Genomic DNA, 20,717 nt, shown 5'->3' on the forward strand with positions numbered 1-20,717 from the left:
AGATTACAATGTCACACCGTTTTTAAAAATAGCGATTTCCCTAACATCATTTTGTTCATTTTTTGTTTCTTCGCCGCTTGCAACGGCAATGATCTTTTGGATGAATTCTTCTAGGACCTTTTCCATCGGCTGGTTCAAAAGAGTGCCTGCATCAAAATCCATCCAGTGACCTTTGCGTTCGAATAGCGTATGATTCGTCGCTACTTTGACAGTCGGCACATAAGATCCAAATGGCGTACCTCTTCCTGTAGTAAACAAAACAAGCTGGCAGTCAGAAGAAGCGAGTGCAGAAGCGGCGACCAGATCATTTCCAGGAGCTTGCAGCAGGCTGAGACCTGATTTACGGAGTTTCTCACCATATTGAAGGACATCCACCACAGGAGAACTACCTGATTTTTGCGTACAGCCTAATGATTTATCCTCTAAAGTGGTGATTCCACCTGCCTTATTTCCTGGGGAGGGGTTTTCATAAACAGGTTCCCCGTAAGACAAGAAGTATTGTTTGAAGTCATTGATCAAGTGAACGATCGAATCAAACACCTCTTTATTTTCGGCGCGTGCCATCAATACCTGTTCTGCACCAAACATTTCCGGAACTTCTGTCAAGATCGTGCTGCCTCCTTGCGAGATCAGGTAATCTGAAAAAGCACCGAGCAAAGGATTGGCAGTAATACCTGACAGGCCATCTGAACCACCGCATTTCAGGCCCACGTTCAATTTCGAGAGAGGAACGGGGACACGCTGATCCTCTTTTGCAGCATCCAAAAGTTCTTCCAATAAAGCCACGCCGTTTTCTACTTCATCATAGACTTCCTGAGCGACTAAGAATTTCACGCGTTGTTCATCAAAGCTGCCCAATGCTTTTTTGAATTCTGGAACAGTATTGTTTTCACAGCCAAGCCCGAAGACTAGGACTCCTCCAGCATTGGGGTGACTGACAGCATCTGCTAAGATTTCACGTGTATTTTGATGATCTTTCCCAAGCTGCGAACAGCCATAAGGATGCTTTAGAATCGTCACATGGTCAAAAGGTCCTAGATCAGGATGTTTTGCTTTGAATTCTTTTACGATCAATTCCGCAATTCCGTTTACGCAACCGACAGTGGGGATCAGAAAAAGATCATTTCGAATACCGACTTTTCCATTTTCACGCAAATAACCTTGGAACGTCCGGTTCTCTACAGGGTAATGTACAGGGTGGACATCCTTTTCGTAACGATAATCCAGTTCACCAGAGAGATTGGTCTTGACGTTGTGTGTATGCAGCCATTGACCGGCATGAACATCTTCAGTCACGTGTCCGATCGGATAGCCATACTTGATGACGTTTTCTCCTTTTTTCAGTCCAGCCAACGCGATTTTGTGGCCTTGCGGAATGTCTTCTAATAAAGTGACTGATTGCTGATCGATGACGATTTGAGTCTCTTTTGGAAGAGGAGACAACGCCACAGCGACGCTATCTCTTGGGTTCAGTTTCATGATCGGTGTGGATTGCAGTGTGTCAAGCATAGACCATCGTTCCTTTCATTTCCTGCAAGACTTGGCGGACGCCTTTTTTGTCGATCGCAGCAGTCATTTCTGTAATAGTGTGAGTAAGATCCGGTATATCTGACAAATCTCTTCCCCAAAGCTCAGAATCTTTCAGAAGTGTAGGAATAGCTGTTTCAGGTTCAGACCAAGCAGCTGCAAAACGTGTAAGGATCGCTTCATCGTCATGTGGCTGGATCTGGTCCCCACGGTACATCAGCAACAAGGCAGCAAGTGAAACGGCCATCAGTGGCGGGATCGTCTCCTTCTCTTCGATATATTTATGGAAGACAGGAAGTAGACGGGTACTGAATTTTGAAATACTGTTCAATGAAATCGCTTCTAATTTATGGTGAGCGAACGGATTCAAAAAACGCTCCTTGATCTGATCGGCATAAGCGGCCAATTCTTCTTCCGGCAATGAAAGCATCGGGATCAATTCGGTTGCGAAAAGTTGATCGATATAGCCGGAGAATAATTGATCTTTCATCACTTCCTCGACAGTTTCAAGTCCTGAAAGCATCGCTAGAGGGACCATTGCCGTATGAGGACCATTCAGCAGATGGACTTTCCGCTCGCGATAAGGGGTCATATCATCTGTGATCACTACATTGAGCCCCGCCTTTTCAAATGGCAGTTCTTGCGCCAATGATTTCGGGCCTTCAATCACCCAAAGCATGAACGGCTCTGCTTTGACCATCAGCTGATCGACGTAGCCGTGACGCTCGTTAAAGGACTCAGCATCTTCTCTAGGGTAACCGGGAACGATTCGGTCAACTAGGCTGCAGCAGAAGGTGTTCTCAGCAAGAAGCCATTCGTTAAAAGAAGCACCGAGTTCCCATTTTTCTGCATAGCGTAAAATGATTTCTTTCAAACGTTCGCCGTTACGATCGATCAATTCACAAGGGATGATCGTGAGACCAGGTTTCTTCAATTCGTATCGGTGATATAAGAAAGCGGTCAGTTTGCCAGGGAAACTTTGCGGCGGGGTGTCCTTTCGTTCATCGGTCTCCACATATTGGATCCCTGCTTCAGTTGTATTCGAAACAATATAGGTTAGTTCATCGTTTTCAGCTAAGGAAAGGAACGATGCCCATTCATGATAAGGATTGATCGTTTGGTCCACGACAGTGATGATTTCAGAAGTATCCACGATTTTTCCATCGATCAGCCCCTGAAGGATCACTGTATATAAATGATCTTGTTGGGCTAGCATCTCGCCAAGCCCTTTTTCCAGCGGCTGCACGATCGCTACATTCCCGTGAAAAAGGTTTTTGTCATTCAACTGCTGGATTTGCCAATCCACGAATCCGCGCATGAAATTTCCCTCGCCGAATTGGAGGATCTTCACAGGCGCATCATTCTTTTTCACTAATTCACTGTTTAATTTTTTCATATAGGACTTCCTTTCTGTGTTATGCACACGTTAACATTTTTTTATAGAGATTACGTAAAACGTAATCTTTTTTTAATTCGAATCGTATCGTCCCAAAAAAGAGGTACCTGGTTTTACTCTTCGAAATTAAATGCGTTTATTTTTGTTTTCCATTACTGTTTTGACTGATTCACGTATCTTGAGAGTTGTAGAAAGCTGGATTTTCTTTTGATCGACTGATTCTCCTCCAATCAATGACAGCAATAAGAAGGTAGCTTGTTCGCACATTTGCTTGAGCGGCTTATGAACAGTCGTAAGCGGAGGATTGAGATACGATACGACTGGTGAATCATCGAACCCGATCAGCGAGATCGTTTGTGGGACATGAAGGCCGGCTATACGAATGGCTCTTAATGCTCCGATCGCTGTATCATCATTCCCGCAGAAAACAAGAGTCGGTAATTCAGGTAGAGACAGTAATTGATTCATATTATGCAGACCGCTTTCCAGTGTATAATCGCCAGTTAGAAAGAACGCATCGTTTATAGGAAGACCTGCCTTTTTCAAACTGGACAGGACACCTTTTTTCCGTTCATTTGTTGATCGGAAATTTTCTTTCCCGCCGATATAGGCAATCTTTCTGTGGCCTAAACTGATCCCATAATCGATGGCTTCAGTTACGCCTGCAGCATCATCGGCAACGACATTAGGGATATCCGGATCTTCGATATGACGATTGACGACGACGAATGGACATTTTTTTTCTCTCAAATAGTCGATAAAATGCTGATCTTCATCGCTTTGGCTCATGACGAGGACACCATCGTAGCGCTGAAGATTTAGTTCCGAAAGAACGACGGTATCGATGCTTTCGACAGAAAGGCTGTAGTTTACATCTAAAGCCTCATGGATACCTGAGATCGAATCTGCTAAAAAACTGGAGCTAGTCCCTTTACGCATACTAGAAAAGAAGAGACCAATCAAATATTTTTTTTGATTGACTAGACCTTTCGCGCTGTAATTAGGTACATAGTCCAATTCTTTTGCTATCTCCTGGATTTTCCGTTTTGTTTCGTTTTTTATAAGACTGCTGTTATTTAATGCGCGAGAGACAGTAGTATGTGAGACTCCAGCAGCTTTGGCAATATCTTTAATTGTGACCATCTTATCATTTTCCTTGCTATTTACATTTGTTAACGCATTCATCATATTATGATAACTGGAATAAGTCAATAGAACATTGACGGAACAACCATGCACACGTTAAAAATTACTTGGAATTTTAAAGTAACTTATGCTATTCTTAAAAGGGAAAGATACTCATTAGTTTAGATTGGTATCAGTTTTACAGACAATTGTAAGCCTTTTATTTTCAGGAAAGAGGGAGAAAATGAAGAAAAGCAGCGTGTTCTATAAAATATTTTTACCGATGTTTTTACTGGGGACTGTGTTGGTCACAGGCTTTGGTTTATTTATTTATAAAACCACCTATGAAGCCATCGAGTCGAACTATTTATTTGATAAAAAAAGCCTGTTGAAGCAGATAAAGACCAATATTGAATGGAAAATTCGTACGATCGAGTATTCATTTTCAACCTATGGGGCGACAAAGAACTTTTCAGATATTTTTACGAAGCCTCTGACCTATACCGATTATCCGGTTTATTCAGAAATCAGAAAAGAGCTTAATTTTATTGAGACGATTGTGATGGATGACAATAACTACGATCTAATCAGTCTAGCTGGTAAATGGGGCGTAGTGAACGGCTCGCTGAACCAGCTGGAAGATGAAGAAGTTGAAGCATATCGGCAGAAATACATAGAAAGCAAAAATAATTTATTCTGGAAGAAAAAAGATAAGGGAATCGAAATGATCATCACGTTACCCATGTTTGAAAAGGAAAAATACGCATTAGGTATCGCGATGATCGATGATTACACGATCAATCAAATGACGGACCAGAACGGCGAGGATATTTTTTCAATCGAAAACAGTGAAGGGAAACTATTTAGCAATGGGGAACAAAACAGCGAAAAAATGCCCGTTACAGCGGGAAATCGTTCGTTAGAATATAACCAGCCGAAAATCATAAATGAAAATGGTAAAAATTACGTACTCTTAAAATCCGATTACAACAATTGGATCTATAGCTTAGCGGTCGATCAAGCACCAGTCGGGAAAATGATCAGGAATCTAAGGATCGGATTATTCGCAGTATCTGTTACATTGATCGGGCTTGTCGGGATCTTAGCGTACTCTTTGTCAGAACGATTCGCGCGCCCGATCTCACAAATACAAGAACGCCTTAATCTCAAATCACGAGGATTCAGCGGAAAAGAGTTAGATGTCGTCGCTCAATCTGTCAGTCAGATCATTGGAGAAAAGGAAACCTTGAGTGCCCATCTAGTGACACAAAAGCCGCAGCTTGAAACGCTGTTCGTTCTTAGTCTGTTCAGGAACCGTGTGGAAAAACGTGAACTGGATCAGCGACTGCAGCAATTCGGCTACAGTTCGCAAAATAATTGTTATTATACGGCGCTGGTCCAAATTGATTTATTAGAAGATAGTCATGGCGGGGAACGGGATCTCCTGCTTTTAGCAATCAACAATATCATCACAGAGATCGTACCAGAAGAAAACCGTATGATCCCTATCGTATTAAATGAAGAGATGCAGGCGACGATCTATCGAATGGACAAAGACGACCCAGATGCCAGCAAAAAAGTAATGGCCTACTGTCGAAAGATCCAGAAAACGATCAAGGAATATTTGAAACTGAATGTCAGCATTGGTATCAGTAATCAATTTGATACATTGAATGAGAGCAAGTTATCGGTGGACCGGGCGAAGGAAGCTTTGTATTACCGGGTGAATACAGGACCTAATTCCATTATTTTTTATCAAGAGATCGTACCGGCTGAGCATGAAAAATCCCTGATCCGATATCCAGTGGAAGAACAAAATAGGCTATTCGAAGCCATACGTTCAGGAAATCAGGAGGTGCAGCAGCAAACTCACGAACTGATAGAAGCTGTGTTCAAGCAAAATAAAAATCCGCTGAGTCGTGAAGTGGTATCGATACGATTGATCAATGAACTGGTCCAGTTAGGGCAACTACTTGGTGTAGATTCGAAAAATTTTGAAAACATGAAGCAGATATATATGAAAGCATTGAACAATTATCATCCTAAAGAATTGGAGAAACTGATTTTAAATCAATTGGTTTTACCAATCACTCGCTGTTCTCAAGAAATCACAGATCAGGAATTCAAGACCCTGTCCGAAAACATCATGCACATCATCTACAATGAATATGATCGGGACCTGTCTTTGGATGTCATTGCAGACCGGCTACATTATAATCCCAATTATTTGAGTAGTGTATTCAAAAAAGAGACCGGTGAAAATTTCGGGGATTTCGTGCAGAACCATCGTTTGGAAGTAGCGAAGAAATGGTTGAGAGAAACGAATCTCTCGGTGAAAGAAATTGCAGAACGCTTGAAATATCGAAACCCGCAAAACTTTATCCGATTTTTCAAAAAGAAAGAAGAGGTAACACCTGGAGAATATCGAAAACGATATTCGTAGGCAAAAAATCGTGATCCGACAGTTGTATAAAGAAAGGAGGTTGTGAAAGAGACGTTCAGCCTTGAGCGATAAGAAGCGATTTTGAAAAATAGCTTCCCATGTTTTACAAAATCGTGTCTTATTGCCGATAGGCTGTCTCTTGAACACCGTGAATCAGAGGTCGTGACAACTGCGTTCTGCTTTAAGGAATAAGGACACTGAACAGAAAATAGCTCCTCATATTTTCTTGTTCAGTGAGCTTATTACCGAAAAGCAGCAATTGGAACACCGTTTATTCGGAAAAAGAAGCTGTGACAAGATTTTTGTCACAGCTTCCTCTATTTTTAATCACTACATCATTACCCTTTGACAGATCCCACGAGTGCCCCTTTGACAAAATATTTTTGAACAAAAGGATAAGCAATCAGCATTGGGACAGTTGCAATGACGATAACAGCCATTTTGATCGTTTGTGCTGGCGGAATCACATCAACCGAGCTACTTTCTGCCTGCATCCCGCTGGAAACGATGACAATTTGACGAAGCAGGATTTGGATCGGCCATTTGGAAGAATCATTGATATACAAGATCGCAGTCATATACGTATTCCAGTAAGTCACAGCGTAGAAGAGAGAGATGGTCGCAATAGATGGCAGCGCAAGCGGCAGCATGATTTTGAAAAAGACACCAAAATCTGTACAGCCATCCATTTTTGCTGATTCTTCTAAACTATCTGGCAATGCTTGGAAAAAGTTCCTCATGATGATCATGTTCATTGCATTGACAGCGACTGGCAGGATCATTGCCCAGTAAGAATTGACTAGACCAAGTGAACGTACGACCAAGAAAGTCGGGATCATTCCGCCACTGAACAGCATAGAGAACACTACTAGGAAATTGATAAATCCGCGTCCAAACAAATATTTCCTAGATAATCCGTAAGCCATCAAGGAAGTTACACACATACTCACGATCGTGCCGACACCTGTGACACCGATAGAAACAGCAAGTGCTCTAAAAATAGTTGGTGTGGACAAAATATAACGATAAGCATCTAAAGAAAACGTAGTAGGGAAAAGAATAAATTTTTTCGCAACGACTTCTTGTGTTGAAGCAAAGGATGTAGCAATGATGTTTAAAAAGGGAACAATACAAATCAAAGCCAGCAATACTAAAAACGTTATGTTGATGATATTAAAACTTCTTTCTCCAATAGAGACTTTCTTTTTCATATAAACAAACTCCTCCTTAAAATAAATGTTCATGTGGTGTATATGCCAAATTTATCATTTGTAGAAAATTACGTATATAATCATTTTTTAGGTAATCGAAATAGCGAAAAAAAGAAAAAAATCAGCTGGATATATTTGCGTATTTTTATTGTGAAGGAATTATCTTTTCTCTAGCAAGAATATAAAAAACATTGTAGTGTAAGCGTTTTACGCTACAGTTAAAATGATTATATACGTAATTCGAGTGATTATTTAAGATAAATACATAAGCAAAAATATTCACAAAACAAGGAGGGGCTTTATGGAAAGTGTAAAAAAACAGGAACCATTTAAATTAACACTGACGAAAGAAGAAGAAAAGATAAGAAAACGAAAAAAAACAATTGCAGGAATCAAAACGAACAAGTTTCTATATGTAATGATTCTGCCGGGGATACTTTATTTTGTGATTTTCAAGTACCTTCCAATGGGCGGACTGGTCATTGCATTCCAGGATTATCAGCCTTATCTAGGGATTTTGGGAAGTCCATGGGTAGGTCTCAAGCATTTTATCCGCTTGTTTACTGAACCGACTTTCTTTACCTTATTGAGGAATACGCTGATCCTATTCGGCCTTAATATTTTCGTGTTTTTCCCGATGCCGATCATTTTATCTCTTCTATTAAATGAAGTGACCAGCAAACGTCTGAAAAATGGGATCCAGACGATCATTTATATCCCTCATTTCATGTCATGGGTAATCATCGTTTCGATCACTTATGTCTTCTTGAATGTAGATGGTGGGGTATTGAACGAATTCTTGGCAAACAACGGGTTCGAAAAGATCAGTTTCCTGACCTCTCCACAATGGACAAGAACGGTTTATATCGGACAAGTAATCTGGAAAGAATTGGGCTGGTCAACGATCATCTATCTTTCGGCTATTACGGCAGTAGATACACAATTGTATGAAGCGGCTGAAATGGACGGCGCTGGACGATTGAGAAAAACCTGGCATGTGACTTTGCCTGCTATCCGGCCAGTGATTATCACCTTGCTGATATTGAAAATCGGACAAACATTAGATCTTGGATTTGAGCATATGTATCTATTACTGAATTCATTGAACCGAAGCGTGGCTGAGATTTTTGACACATACATTTATACAGCAGGTCTAAAAAATGGGCAGTTGAGTTTCAGTACAGCTATGGGACTGTTCAAAGGGGTCGTAGGTTTGTTCATGGTTGTGATAGCCAACAAAATCGCGAAAAAACTAGGAGAAGACGGCGTTTACTAAGCTGAGAAAGGGGTAAAGATATGCTGCAGTCATTAGATAGAATCAACAATCGGTTGAATCGTATTTTGCAGTTGGTTTATTTGAATTTTCTGTGGGGCGGTTTAGTCATTGCAGGTCTGGGGGTCTTCACCTTTGGGCCGGCTACTTATGCAATGGTTGCAGTGATCAGAAAGCAGCTGCGTTCTGAAGAATCCTTCCCGCTTACTAAAACTTATTTTGCATATTTCAAGGAAAGTTATCGTGAAACGCTCTTTATGAGTTGGATTTATGGGATAGTCGGGGTCATTTTGTTTGTCGATCTTTCATTTGTTCATAACTGGTATCTCAGAATGGCATTGCTAGCTGTCGCTTTTCTTTATCTGCTTTCAGCGCTTTATATTTTTCCAATCATGGCTCATTACAACTGGAAAGGCTATTTTTTCAAAATAAAAATGGCCTTCTTGTTCGGATTTTCCCAGCTTCATTATTCATTGGTGCTGATGGTGAGCTTGGCAGGTATTTATTTAGTTATTTTTCAAATAATGCCTGGTGTATTAACTTTTATGGGAGGTAGTTTCTTCTTTTTCGCGGTGACCTGGACGGCTAACCAGATATTTTACCGTTTAGAATGGAAGAACTCTTATATAGAAAAAACAGAAGAGAACAAAAAAATAATTCAATTAGTAAAGGAGAAGATTTATGAAAAAAGCAACGCTCGTAAAATTAGGTCTTAGTTTCGCCGGAATTTTTGCCTTGGCCGCATGCGGTAGTAGTGCTAACAACAGTTCGTCAGAAACAGAGGACGGGAAAACTAAAATCACATGGATGAATATCTTGCATACAGCATCCCCTCCGACAGACGTGATCGTTGATTTGATCGAAGAAAAAACGGATACGGAACTTGAATTCAAATGGATTCCAGATGCATCTAAAGAAGAAAGGCTTACGACAGCATTAGCATCGAATGAGTTAGGTGATATCGTTACCTTGCAGATCGCTATGCTGAAAAATTCTTCTGTGCGGAATGCATTGAAATCTGGCGTTTTTTGGGATGTATCAGAATATCTGAAAGATTACAAAAACTTGAGTAAGATTTCGGAGGATCGAATCGTAGCAGCTAGTATTGATGGTGCACTTTATGGTGTACCGATGCAAAAAGACTATGCACGTGCAGGGTTAGTTATTCGAAAAGACTGGCTGGACAATCTAGGGTTAGAAGTACCGACTACAATGGATGAACTCTATGAAGTAGCGAAGCAATTTACGGAAAACGATCCAGATGGTAATGGCGTAGATGACACAGTTGGATTCGGTGATCGTGCGCCGAGTGATATCCGTTACACTAGTTTCAAATTGTTCACCTCCTATTTTGGTGCACCGAATGGCTGGGCAGTAGATGATAACGGAAAATTCACACCGGAATTTGATACCGAAGAATATATGAAGGCATTGAATTTCTCAAGAGATTTGTTTGAAAACGGTTATTTGGCGCAAGACTTCGCAGTAACTCAAAAAACCGATCAGCAAGAACAGTTTGCCCAAGGAAAAACAGGTATCTACACTGGAATGATCGACATCAAGAACTTGAAAACGATGGGAGAAGGTATCCAAGAAGGGATGGAACTGGTGCCAGTCAATAAGATCTCTGATGGTGAAGGCGGAGATTACCACGTCTGGTCAGAAGGAAACGGTGTCGGCGGTTTGTTAGCATTCCCTAAATCATCGATCAAAGACGAAGCGCAATTGAAGCGAGTGTTGCAATTCGTTGACGATCTTTTGGAAGAAGATATTTACAGACTGATGACTGGAGGTATCGAAGGGACACATTATGAACTTCAAGATGACGGTTCTATGAAGTACCTCGACATGGATCTATGGCAGCAAGATGTACAGCCATTATCAAGCTCGAGACCTAGTGAAACCACCTTCTCATTCAAAGATGCTGATCCTGACAAAGAATTATCTAATCAGTTAGTGAAAGAAAACGAAGAATTTGCAGTATTAGATCCATCTGTACCATTAGATTCTGAAAGAAATAACGAAGTGGGTTCAGAGATCGAAAAAATCATCATTGATGCAACTGTTCAGTATATCATGGGGCAAACGGACGAGGAAGGCTTCAAGAAAGCTGTGCAGGACTGGAAAGCACAAGGAGGAGATCAGATCACCAAGGAATACGAAGCAGCATACAAAGCAGCACAATAATAAGAGAAACTCTTGGGGCAAATATCTGACGGTATTTGTCCCAAGTCTTAACTTGCAAAGGAGATTAGGTAATGGAAAAACAATCACGGAAACTAGCAAAAAGCATTATGGAAAGAACACCGCATTTATATGAAGAAAAATGGTATAACGGCAAATGGTCTTATGATTACGGAGTAGTATTGAAAGGATTCCAGCTTTTATGGGAACAGACACAAGAAAAAGTATACCTTGAATTCATCAAGGAGAATATAGATTATTTCGTTCAGGAAGACGGGTCGATTCGCGGATACAATGTAGAAGAATTCAACATCGATCATGTGAACACAGGAAAATTGTTCTTCGTGCTCTACAGGGAAACAGGTGAAGAAAAATATAAAAAAGCAGCAGAACTCCTTTCGCAGCAGCTAGCAAATCATCCACGCACTTCTGAAGGTGCTTTTTGGCATAAAGAAATCTATCCTTATCAGATTTGGCTTGACGGCTTGTATATGGGCTCGCCTTTTTATGCAGAATTTATCCAGATGTTTGGTGAAAAGAAAGACTATCAAGATGTGCTACGTCAATTTGAAATCAGTTATCGGCATCTTCTAGATCCGAAAACGAAGCTGCCGATCCATGCCTGGGACGAGAAAAAAGTGCAGCCATGGGCAGATCCTGAAACAGGATTATCTCACCATTTCTGGAGTCGCTCGATCGGCTGGTACCTGATGGCAGCAGTGGATACGTATGAATTGCTTCATGAGGAAGCAGATTGTTCACTACTTAAAGAAATCGTTACGACCACGTTGACAGCGCTGCTTCCATATCAGGAAGAAAACAGCGGGACTTGGTATCAGGTGACAACTGAAACGAAGCGTAAAGGAAATTACTTAGAAGCATCTGGCAGCAGTATGTTCGTCTATGCCATGGCAAAAGGGATTCGTTTAGGTATGCTCGGGACAGATTGGCTCGAACAAGTCAAGAAATCGCATCAAGGACTATTCGATGAATTCGTTTTGGAAACAAAAGAAGGTTGGCTGAATCTAAATAAAAACTGTCAAGTTGCAGGGCTAGGTGGCGCAGAACAGCGAGACGGCTCTTATGCCTATTACATCAGTGAACCGATTATTTGTAATGACCAAAAAGGTGTGGGAGCATTCCTGCAAGCACTAGTCGAAGTGGAGGCGCTATCGTAATGTATGATATTTTGACTTTTGGAGCATCAACAGATCAGCTGAACACAGAAGCAATCCAGCAAGCCATTGATACAGCGGCAAAAGAAGGCGGAGGGAAAGTCGTCGTTCCGAGTGGAGAATTTTTGACAGGAGCTTTGTTTTTGAAAAGCAATGTGGAACTTCATTTGTCAGCGGGCGCTGTTCTGAAATTTTCAGATGATCCGAATGATTATCCTGTGGTCCATTCTCGGTGGGAAGGTGTCCATCGAAAAGTTTATGCTTCTTGTTTGTACGCACAAAATGAAGAAAATATTTCAGTCACTGGATTTGGGACATTGGACGGTAATGGAAAAAAATGGTGGCATACGTTTAGAAACGAACCTGAGAAATTAGCCTATCCTCGTCCTAAGCTGATCAGTTTCCATAATTGTCACCGTATTACAGTAAAGGATATCAAGCTGACCCAATCGCCAAGCTGGACGATCAATCCGATCCTTTGCAGCAATGCTACATTTGATAACTTGACGATCTTAAATCCAGCAGATTCGCCGAATACGGATGGTATTGACCCGGAATCCTGCAAAAATGTGCGCATCAGTAATTGTCATATCGATGTCGGGGACGACTGTATCGCGATCAAAGCAGGAACTGAAGATACGTATGAGCGGGTTTCGTGTGAAAACATCACGATCACGAATTGCACGATGGTCCATGGACATGGAGGTGTTGTATTAGGAAGCGAGATGAGCGGTGATATCCGTAATGTAGTGATCTCGAATTGTGTATTCCAAGAAACTGATCGTGGCATTCGATTCAAATCTCGTCGCGGGCGTGGGGGAATAGTAGAAGATGTTCGAGTCAGCAATATCGTGATGGACAATGTCATGTGTCCATTTATCTTGAATCTTTATTATTTCTGCGGACCACGCGGCAAAGAACCTTATGTGTGGGAAAAGACGGCTTATCCAGTTGATGAACGCACGCCTGCATTCAGAAGGATCCATTTCTCAGATATTACGGCAAGAAATGTTCATGCTTCAGCTGGATTCATTTACGGGTTAGCTGAACAATTCATCCAGGAAGTGACCTTTGACAATATCGCTATTTCGATGGCAAAAGATGCAGTACCTGGTATACCGGCAATGATGACCGGTCTTGAAGAAATGAGCCGACAAGGATTTTATATCGGTTTTTCTAAAGCTGTTTCCTTCCGTCAGATTTCTATCGAGAATCACGAAAGTCCCGCGTTCTTATTGGAAAATACAGACCAGGTCACGATTGAAAACTTAAGTTCATCACAATCAGATCAGCCAGAAGAATTGATTGTGCATAAGAAATTCGCGTATGCAGCTGAGTGATTTTTTAGGTTCGTCTTCCCGAATAAGCCAACCCAGCGGAAAACATTTGGCAAGAGAGAAACATGACGGTTATATTGTCGATTCTTACCAATTGCAGCTGAATGATCTCGAATCTGTACCAGCAATCTATGCTTTTCCGGAAAAAGAAGGACCATTTCCAGTGGTTCTTTACCTCCATTCTCACGGAGGAGATTTTTCAATTGGCAAAAGTGAAGTGACGAAAGGTGCCGCTTATTTAGCGGCTCCTTCATTTGCTGAGACGTTGACAAAAATGGGATACGCAGTCTGGTCAATTGATTCATGGGGATTTGAAGAGCGTGGCGGTATCTCCGAAAGTGAGTTATACAAACAGTTCTTGCTGACAGGAAAAACGCTGTGGGGGATGCGCTTATTTGATGTGATGAGTCTGATCGATTATTTAGAGACAAGAGAAGACATCGATACAAAACGGATCGCAACCATCGGATTATCTATGGGTGGTCTATTGAGCTGGTGGGCAAGCGCTCTTGATCCTAGAATCAAAGTCTGTATCGATCTAGCAGCCCAAGTAGATATTGAAACACTCATGGAACATCGCCGTCTGGATCATCATGGATTTTATTACTACGTCCCCAATTTGCTGACGGAATATACGACGTTAGCGATTCAAGAAAAAATCGCGCCGCGGCCACGTCTTAGTCTGGTAGGGAAAAACGATACGATGTGCCTAGATGAAGGAGTGGAGAAGCTGCGAGCAGGGCTAGCCGCTAGCTACGCGAAAAAAGGCTATCCGGAGAGATTTGTGTCTTGCTCGTTGACAGGCGGGCACATGGAAACGCAAGAAATGCGGTCGATCTGGAAACTTTTTTTGAAGGAGTATTTGTAATATGAAAAAAGTAATCTACATTGGCAAGAAAACTTTAGGAGAAACGACCGATTTCGAAACAATTAAAGAAGGAATCGATTATTTTTCTTCTCTCCCTCAGGAACAGGTAAAAACGATGTTCGTAAAAGAAGGTGTCTATAACGAGACGATTGAAAGCCGATTGTCTAATTTTTCGATGATTGGTTTGGGCAAAGTCAAGATCACTGGCAACAGGTCTGCGAGGCAAATACTTGCAGACGGCACCAAAAGAGGAACTTTTCGTTCAGCTGTGTTTTTCTTAGAAGGGACGATGGTCTCTTTAGAAAACCTTCATATCGTAAATACCGCAGGACCGGGTGAAAAAGTAGGGCAAGCAGTTGCTTTATACAATTCAGGAAATCAAGTCCATGTGAAAAACTGCCGTTTAACAGGCCATCAGGATACGTTATGCACGGGGCCGCTTCCTGCACTACAAAAAGATGGTACGACTTTTGTTACGCCAGCTTCTGAAAATCCTGTGTATTGCAAGCAAATCTATGACAATTGCCTGATCGAAGGAACCGTTGATTTTATTTTTGGTGGAGCAGAGGCTTATTTTGTTGAGTGTCAGATCCGTAGTTTAGCGAGTAGAAAACCTGGATATATCACAGCTGCTTCTACGCCTAGAGATCAAAAAAACGGCTATATCTTTCGTCGCTGCCAGCTAACAGGTGAGGAAGGAACGTCAGATGTTTACTTAGGAAGACCTTGGCGTCCGTTCGCAAAAACGGTATTTGAACAATGTGAAATAGGCAATCATATCCATCCAGATGGCTGGGATAACTGGGGAAACGAGGAAAATGAAAAAACAGCTGTATTTGTTGAAATCCACAATCGTTATTCTGGTGAGGTCCATCGTCCATCTTGGGTATCTATAGAAATGTAAGAGGTGAAAGAAAGATGAAAAGAAAATGGGAAGTACTGCTAGGAGCGATCGGAGGAATCCTCTCTCTAGTTTTTTTCGGAGGTCTGGCTGTGACGTTACGTAATATGACAGCGTCAGATTTTAAAAACAGTTATCAATCTTTATCACTGGAAACAGCGGGTTTATCATTAGAAAAAACTTTTCAAATGTTAAAGGATATGACAGGATTGTTTGCGGTCGTGTTGTTTATTTCGCTGATTTTGCTTGTGATCGCACTGTTTTTGTCTGCGAAAGAGCGATATTTGCCTGCAGCGACGGGACTGTACTTTTTGACAGGGGCGGTTTTGTTGATCGGTACGCAATTTATCGCATTCCCATTTGCTTTCTTTTATTTTCTAGCAGGTGCGCTGAGTTTCTATCGAATAAGACTGAGAAAGGAATCATAAATCATGTTTGCTTCGAAAGTACGTAATCCTATTTTAAGAGGATTCAATCCAGACCCCAATATTTTAAAAGCGAATGGCAGATATTACATGGCTGTTTCTTCTTTTGAATGGCTTCCAGGCGTTCGTATCTATACCTCTGAGGATCTAGTGAACTGGACGCATCAAACGGATATTTTGACTACTCAAGTATCGTTGCAAGGAAATCCGACGAATGGAAGTATATGGGCGCCTCAGATCAGTTATGCAGAAGGTATGTTTTATTTGATTTATACGGATGTAAAAAGTGTAGAACGGCCATTCAAAGATGCGCATAACTATTTGATTACAGCAAAAAATATCACAGGTCCTTGGTCAGAGCCAGTTTACTTGAATAGCAACGGGTTTGATCCGTCGTTGTTCCACGATCCAAATACCAAGAAGAAATGGCTAGTCAATGAACTATGGGATTATCGGATGACCACGCCGAATAAATCTGCAGGAATTGTCCTGCAGGAATATGATCCAGTGAAAAAAGAATTAGCAGGACCGATTTACAAGATATTTGCTGGGACGGAACTAGCAAAAACAGAAGCTCCCCATCTTTATTATCGAAATGGTTATTATTATTTGATCACCGCTGAAGGTGGGACGGGAACAGGGCATTCGGTCACTGTCTGCCGCAGTAAAAACATCATCGGACCTTATGAACTTGATCCTGATTTTCCAATGTTGACAGCGAGTGATAAACCGGATTCGCCATTACAATGTACAGGACATGGCAGCTTGATCCAAACTGATTCCGGGAAGTGGTATATGGCGTATCTTTGTACAAGGCCGCTCAACGGCGCTGCTGTTTTAGGAAGAGAAACAGCAATCCAAGAAGTGTATTGGACAAAAGATAATTGGCTGCGTCTGAAAGACAGTGGACGTTCACCGATGGAAGAAGTGACGATTGAAACGATCGAAGAAGTAAAACAGCAGTTCGATCATTCTTTTTGCGATGACTTTGAGGGAAAACTGCTTCCGAATTGGAACGCCCGACGAATACTCCCGGATCCATCCTGGTGTGATACTCAAAGTCGCCGAGGCTTCTTGCGACTTATATCTGGTGAGTCGATCCAGTCAGTATTCGATCATCACCTGTTAGCGATTCGACAGACAGATTTTTCTTTCGAGGCTCAGACTGCGTTTGAATACTCTCCGAACAATTTCAATCAAATGGCAGGACTCACACTATACTTGAACGAATCAAATTATATTTACTGTTATGTGACTTGGGATGAAAATTACGGGAAATGCTTACGGTTGATCCAATCAGAAAACGGTGAGATACACCTTGATCCCTGGAAAATACGTCTCTTAGATAAAAAAACATATTTAAAAGTAGAAGTATGTAAAGAAAGTGTACAATTCTATCTAAAAGAAGAGAATGCAAAAACATGGCAACCAGCAGGAAATGAAAAAAACAGATGCTTTCTTTCAGGCGGCTTTACTGGTGGTTTCGTAGGGATAGCAGTTCATGATGTAAGTAAAAAACAAGGAAGCTATGCAGATTTTGAATTTTTTGAGTATATCGGAAAAGATGATCGATCAGCTGATTTGAGATGAAATACCGACGAATCACTAACCATTTTGGATGGTTAGTGATTTTTTTATCTAAATAAATAGTTATGTAAAACTTGTTTTTCTCTTTGTTTATAAGGTTTTTTGGGCTTTTAGTGTTTTTTTAGTGTCAAGAAAGTGCAATAAAAAGTCAAGATTGTGAATTTAAAAACAAAATAAAAAGAGTTATACTTTTGAAAACGTTTACTGATGTACTTAGGAGGGATAAACATGCTTTCACAAAATATTGTTACAGCAGTCAAAGCAGAAAAAGAAAAAAAGCCATTCGGTCTAGCAGATAAAATCGGGTACATGTTTGGTGATTTAGGCAATTGTTTTATTTTAGGATTGGTTAACAGTTTCTTGATGATTTATTATACAAATGTCTTAGGTGTATCGGGAGCAATTGTGGGCACGCTGTTTTTAGTCTCTAGAATACTGGATGCGTTTGCAGACGTGACAGTTGGGAGATTATGTGATGTTTCTAAACTTACAGAGGTAGGGCGTTTCAGTCCTTGGATTCGTCGGATGAAATATCCGTTTTGTTTGGCAACGATCATTTTGTTTTTGCCATTCGTCCAGCATCTTCCTATGATGATGAAGATTATTTATATTTTTGTTTCTTATATTGTGTATGGTATTTTTCTTTCGACAATCAATATTCCGTACGGAGCAATGGCAGCAGCTATCAGTTCGAATCCGAATGATCGAACTTCTTTATCGACTTTCAGAAGTATCGGTTCCGCTATCGGTGGGTCTACCACAGGATTTTTTATTCCGATTTTAATGTACACCCACAACAATCACGGGCAACAAGTCGTTTCAGGGCAACACTTCTTTTGGATCTCGATTGGTTGTGCAGCTATCGCATTTATTGCCTATATCTTAACTTGTAAATTAGCAACAGAGCGCGTAAGAGTAGAAAAAAATGAGAAGGTCTCTGCCTCGCAGTTAGTCAAAGGATTACTAGCAAATCGCGCCTTGATCATTTTAGTCATTGTCGATATTTTCATCGTTATCAATCAAATCTTAGCTGGAACGAATATGACGTATCTATTCAATGATTATTTCCATAACAAACAAGCGATGTCTATTGCGCTGCTGTTTACTTACGGCACAGTAGTTGTTTTAGCTCCTTTTGCGACGATGCTGACAAAATGGTTTGGTAAGAAAGAAGCGAGTGTCTTTGCTTTGCTTGCCTCTTCAGCGATGTACTTATTGATGTATTTCCTTCATATCACGAATGCATGGGTTTATCTGATCCTTTTGTTTATTGCGACATTAGGTTCAGGATTGTTCAATTTGATGGTCTGGGCATTCATCACTGATGTTATTGATTACCATCAATACACTACTGGACTAAGAGAAGATGGAACGGTCTATGGTGTTAATTCATTCGCCCGAAAAGTTGGACAAGCATGTGCCGGAGCAGTTGGCGGATTTATGCTCGCATTGATCGGGTATCAATCCTCTACATCAGGCGGTGCCATCCAATCCATGATAGTCCAAGAAAGAATTTATACTATGGCTAATTTGCTTCCAGCTTTTTGCTTATTCGTTTCAGCAATCATTTTGCTGATAGGTTATCCTTTGAACAGAGAAAAAACAGTATTTATCGGCGAAGAATTGAAAAAAATCAATAGCTGAGGAGAATGACGGTTGTCTGTAAAAGAAAAAGTCCAAATCAATGTGTTAGATTACCAATCAGATACTACTAATCCACACCGCGATACAATGATGATCCAACAAGCAATCGATCAAGCAGCGAAATCGAATGCTTGCGTACTGATCCCTAAAGGTACTTATTTAGTAGGTTCGCTGTTTCTACGAGAAAAAAGTCATCTTATCTTTGAAGAAGGGGCAGTGCTGAAAGGTATGACGGACCTCCAAGCATTCCCAGAGATTCCAACGAGAGTCGCCGGGATAGAAATGAAGTGGCCAGCCGCTTTGCTGAATGCACTTTCGGTAAACGACATCATAATAGAAGGAAAAGGAATCATCGACTGTCAAGGAGAATATTGGTGGAACCTTTATTGGGGGAAAGACAAGAAAAGTGGTAAGAGAGCAGAATACGATCAGAAAGGACTGCGCTGGATCGCAGATTACGCGATTAAACGACCACGTGCCTGCTTAATCTACGAATCAAAAAATATCACGATCAAAGATGTATTATTCCAACATTCAGGTTTTTGGAACCTTCAGATTACGTATTCTCAGGATGTTTTAGTCGATCATATTGTGATTCGTGAAAATGACGGACCGAGTACAGATGGTATTGATATCGATTCCTCTTCGAATGTCCATATTACGCGTTGCGATCTAGCCTGTGGAGATGACTGTATCGCAATCAAATCTGGAAGAGACGGGAACGGAGCAAGAGTGGATCGGAAATCACGAGGAATCGAAATCGATCATTGTCAAATCCGATCAGGTTATGGGATCACGATTGGAAGTGAGGTAAGTGCAGGAATAGAAGATGTTCATATCCATGACATCGATTTTAAAAATTCTGACTGTGGTTTTCGAATGAAGTCATCAAAAGAGCGTGGTGGAGTAATCGAAAATATTCGAGTAGAAAACCTGACAATGCAAGATGTCCAATTTCCATTTTCGTGGATAATGGATTGGCATAATGCATATAATAGAAAAACACTACCTGAGAATGAGCAGTTGTCAGAAAGCTGGCAAGCAGTGGCAGAACAGATTTCTGAAGAACGACAAATGACAAAAGTGAAAGACATAAAAATCAACAATGTCATCGCGATACAAACGCCAGAGTATTCACTTCCTTCTAGGGCGTTCGATTTTGTAGCATTTGCAGAAAAACCAATGGAAAACATCGTTATAGAAAACTGCAACATCACTGCAAAAGAATTCGGACGAATAGAAGCAGTTAAAAATTTGAAGTTAGAGCATGTCATGGTATCAATTGAAGAGGGGAACAACAAACAAAACGATTTTTTCGATAATCGATAAAAAATAAGGTCAAGCTAAATTTAAATTTTAGCTTGACCATTCTTTTTTTTAATGATAAAGTAAACAACGTTGCTGAAACAGAAAAATGATGTTGAATTTATTTGAAATAATCATTGACAATTACTTTTCAACATGATAAGATAACTAAGTCGTTTGAAGAGGACGTTGAATAAAGCTTGATTCCATCAAGAAAAACTTCAAAAAAGTTCTTGACAAATAACAAACGATGAGTTATGATAAATGAGTTGCTGAAAGATTTCGCTAAGCGAGATCGAAAAAAACTTTTAAAAAA

The 20,717-nt window shown here is 40.8% G+C and carries 16 protein-coding genes; 12 read left to right on the forward strand and 4 right to left on the reverse strand.

Features of this window, described 5'->3' with window-relative positions:
* Positions 1–3: 3 nt before the first annotated feature.
* From G7Y42_RS12185 to G7Y42_RS12195, 3 genes are all read right to left on the reverse strand, one after another.
* A complete protein-coding gene (locus G7Y42_RS12185) occupies positions 4–1,509 on the reverse strand; it encodes an altronate dehydratase family protein (protein WP_165006192.1) in 1,506 nt (501 codons plus the stop codon).
* Positions 1,502–2,923, reverse strand: coding sequence for a tagaturonate reductase (locus G7Y42_RS12190; RefSeq protein ID WP_165006194.1), 1,422 nt, complete (start codon positions 2,921–2,923; stop codon positions 1,502–1,504). The genes G7Y42_RS12185 and G7Y42_RS12190 overlap by 8 nt, the downstream gene beginning before the upstream one ends.
* Positions 2,924–3,049: 126 nt before the next feature.
* Positions 3,050–4,066: a LacI family DNA-binding transcriptional regulator gene (locus G7Y42_RS12195; RefSeq protein WP_165006196.1), complete on the reverse strand. Its 1,017-nt coding sequence runs from the start codon at positions 4,064–4,066 to the stop codon at positions 3,050–3,052.
* Between the two features lie 226 nt (positions 4,067–4,292).
* Here G7Y42_RS12195 and G7Y42_RS12200 point away from each other — a divergent pair, with 226 nt between their 5' ends.
* Positions 4,293–6,491, forward strand: a complete 2,199-nt coding sequence (locus G7Y42_RS12200; RefSeq protein WP_165006198.1) for a response regulator transcription factor — start codon at positions 4,293–4,295, stop codon at positions 6,489–6,491.
* Positions 6,492–6,829: 338 nt separating this feature from the next.
* Here the strand turns inward: G7Y42_RS12200 and G7Y42_RS12205 are convergent, their stop codons facing one another.
* On the reverse strand, positions 6,830–7,702 hold the full coding sequence (locus tag G7Y42_RS12205; RefSeq protein ID WP_165006200.1) for a carbohydrate ABC transporter permease: 873 nt from the start codon (positions 7,700–7,702) through the stop codon (positions 6,830–6,832).
* A gap of 301 nt (positions 7,703–8,003) precedes the next feature.
* Between G7Y42_RS12205 and G7Y42_RS12210 the strand changes: the two genes are divergently transcribed.
* From G7Y42_RS12210 to G7Y42_RS12260, 11 genes are all read left to right on the forward strand, one after another.
* Positions 8,004–8,978, forward strand: a complete 975-nt coding sequence (locus tag G7Y42_RS12210; RefSeq protein WP_165006202.1) for a sugar ABC transporter permease — start codon at positions 8,004–8,006, stop codon at positions 8,976–8,978.
* A 20-nt stretch (positions 8,979–8,998) separates the two neighbouring features.
* Positions 8,999–9,691 (forward strand): DUF624 domain-containing protein, encoded by a 693-nt coding sequence (locus tag G7Y42_RS12215; protein ID WP_165006205.1) that lies wholly within the window; start codon positions 8,999–9,001, stop codon positions 9,689–9,691.
* Positions 9,657–11,162 carry an extracellular solute-binding protein gene (locus G7Y42_RS12220; protein ID WP_165006207.1) on the forward strand — a complete coding sequence of 502 codons (1,506 nt, stop codon included), beginning with the start codon at positions 9,657–9,659 and terminating at the stop codon, positions 11,160–11,162. The genes G7Y42_RS12215 and G7Y42_RS12220 overlap by 35 nt, the downstream gene beginning before the upstream one ends.
* Before the next feature lie 71 nt (positions 11,163–11,233).
* The gene (locus G7Y42_RS12225) at positions 11,234–12,337 is read left to right on the forward strand and encodes a glycoside hydrolase family 88 protein (protein ID WP_165006209.1); all 1,104 of its coding nucleotides are present in this window, start codon (positions 11,234–11,236) and stop codon (positions 12,335–12,337) included.
* Positions 12,337–13,674, forward strand: coding sequence for a glycoside hydrolase family 28 protein (locus tag G7Y42_RS12230; protein ID WP_165006210.1), 1,338 nt, complete (start codon positions 12,337–12,339; stop codon positions 13,672–13,674). Before G7Y42_RS12225 ends, G7Y42_RS12230 begins: the two co-directional genes overlap by 1 nt.
* Complete coding sequence (locus tag G7Y42_RS12235; RefSeq protein ID WP_165006212.1) at positions 13,661–14,539, forward strand: prolyl oligopeptidase family serine peptidase; 879 nt, start codon at positions 13,661–13,663, stop codon at positions 14,537–14,539. Before G7Y42_RS12230 ends, G7Y42_RS12235 begins: the two co-directional genes overlap by 14 nt.
* A gap of 1 nt (position 14,540) precedes the next feature.
* Positions 14,541–15,443, forward strand: coding sequence for a pectinesterase family protein (locus tag G7Y42_RS12240; RefSeq protein WP_165006214.1), 903 nt, complete (start codon positions 14,541–14,543; stop codon positions 15,441–15,443).
* 14 nt (positions 15,444–15,457) lie between these two features.
* Positions 15,458–15,868, forward strand: coding sequence for a DUF4064 domain-containing protein (locus G7Y42_RS12245; protein ID WP_165006217.1), 411 nt, complete (start codon positions 15,458–15,460; stop codon positions 15,866–15,868).
* A gap of 3 nt (positions 15,869–15,871) precedes the next feature.
* Positions 15,872–17,455 carry a glycoside hydrolase family 43 protein gene (locus G7Y42_RS12250; protein ID WP_165006218.1) on the forward strand — a complete coding sequence of 528 codons (1,584 nt, stop codon included), beginning with the start codon at positions 15,872–15,874 and terminating at the stop codon, positions 17,453–17,455.
* A 225-nt stretch (positions 17,456–17,680) separates the two neighbouring features.
* A complete protein-coding gene (locus G7Y42_RS12255) occupies positions 17,681–19,096 on the forward strand; it encodes a glycoside-pentoside-hexuronide (GPH):cation symporter (protein WP_165006220.1) in 1,416 nt (471 codons plus the stop codon).
* A 12-nt stretch (positions 19,097–19,108) separates the two neighbouring features.
* Complete coding sequence (locus G7Y42_RS12260; protein ID WP_165006222.1) at positions 19,109–20,425, forward strand: glycosyl hydrolase family 28 protein; 1,317 nt, start codon at positions 19,109–19,111, stop codon at positions 20,423–20,425.
* The last annotated feature ends 292 nt before the right edge of the window (positions 20,426–20,717 follow it).

This window comes from Enterococcus sp. ZJ1622 (assembly GCF_011038845.1).
Lineage (GTDB): Bacteria > Bacillota > Bacilli > Lactobacillales > Enterococcaceae > Enterococcus_B.

Bases quoted from the DNA above. Each gene is read 5' to 3' on its own strand.
- G7Y42_RS12185 (WP_165006192.1), bottom strand. From the start codon at position 1,509: ATGCTTGACACACTGCAATCCACACCGATCATGAAACTGAACCCAAGA.
- G7Y42_RS12190 (WP_165006194.1), bottom strand. From the start codon at position 2,923: ATGAAAAAATTAAACAGTGAATTAGTGAAAAAGAATGATGCGCCTGTG.
- G7Y42_RS12195 (WP_165006196.1), bottom strand. From the start codon at position 4,066: ATGGTCACAATTAAAGATATTGCCAAAGCTGCTGGAGTCTCACATACT.
- G7Y42_RS12200 (WP_165006198.1), top strand. From the start codon at position 4,293: ATGAAGAAAAGCAGCGTGTTCTATAAAATATTTTTACCGATGTTTTTA.
- G7Y42_RS12205 (WP_165006200.1), bottom strand. From the start codon at position 7,702: ATGAAAAAGAAAGTCTCTATTGGAGAAAGAAGTTTTAATATCATCAAC.
- G7Y42_RS12210 (WP_165006202.1), top strand. From the start codon at position 8,004: ATGGAAAGTGTAAAAAAACAGGAACCATTTAAATTAACACTGACGAAA.
- G7Y42_RS12215 (WP_165006205.1), top strand. From the start codon at position 8,999: ATGCTGCAGTCATTAGATAGAATCAACAATCGGTTGAATCGTATTTTG.
- G7Y42_RS12220 (WP_165006207.1), top strand. From the start codon at position 9,657: ATGAAAAAAGCAACGCTCGTAAAATTAGGTCTTAGTTTCGCCGGAATT.
- G7Y42_RS12225 (WP_165006209.1), top strand. From the start codon at position 11,234: ATGGAAAAACAATCACGGAAACTAGCAAAAAGCATTATGGAAAGAACA.
- G7Y42_RS12230 (WP_165006210.1), top strand. From the start codon at position 12,337: ATGTATGATATTTTGACTTTTGGAGCATCAACAGATCAGCTGAACACA.
- G7Y42_RS12235 (WP_165006212.1), top strand. From the start codon at position 13,661: ATGCAGCTGAGTGATTTTTTAGGTTCGTCTTCCCGAATAAGCCAACCC.
- G7Y42_RS12240 (WP_165006214.1), top strand. From the start codon at position 14,541: ATGAAAAAAGTAATCTACATTGGCAAGAAAACTTTAGGAGAAACGACC.
- G7Y42_RS12245 (WP_165006217.1), top strand. From the start codon at position 15,458: ATGAAAAGAAAATGGGAAGTACTGCTAGGAGCGATCGGAGGAATCCTC.
- G7Y42_RS12250 (WP_165006218.1), top strand. From the start codon at position 15,872: ATGTTTGCTTCGAAAGTACGTAATCCTATTTTAAGAGGATTCAATCCA.
- G7Y42_RS12255 (WP_165006220.1), top strand. From the start codon at position 17,681: ATGCTTTCACAAAATATTGTTACAGCAGTCAAAGCAGAAAAAGAAAAA.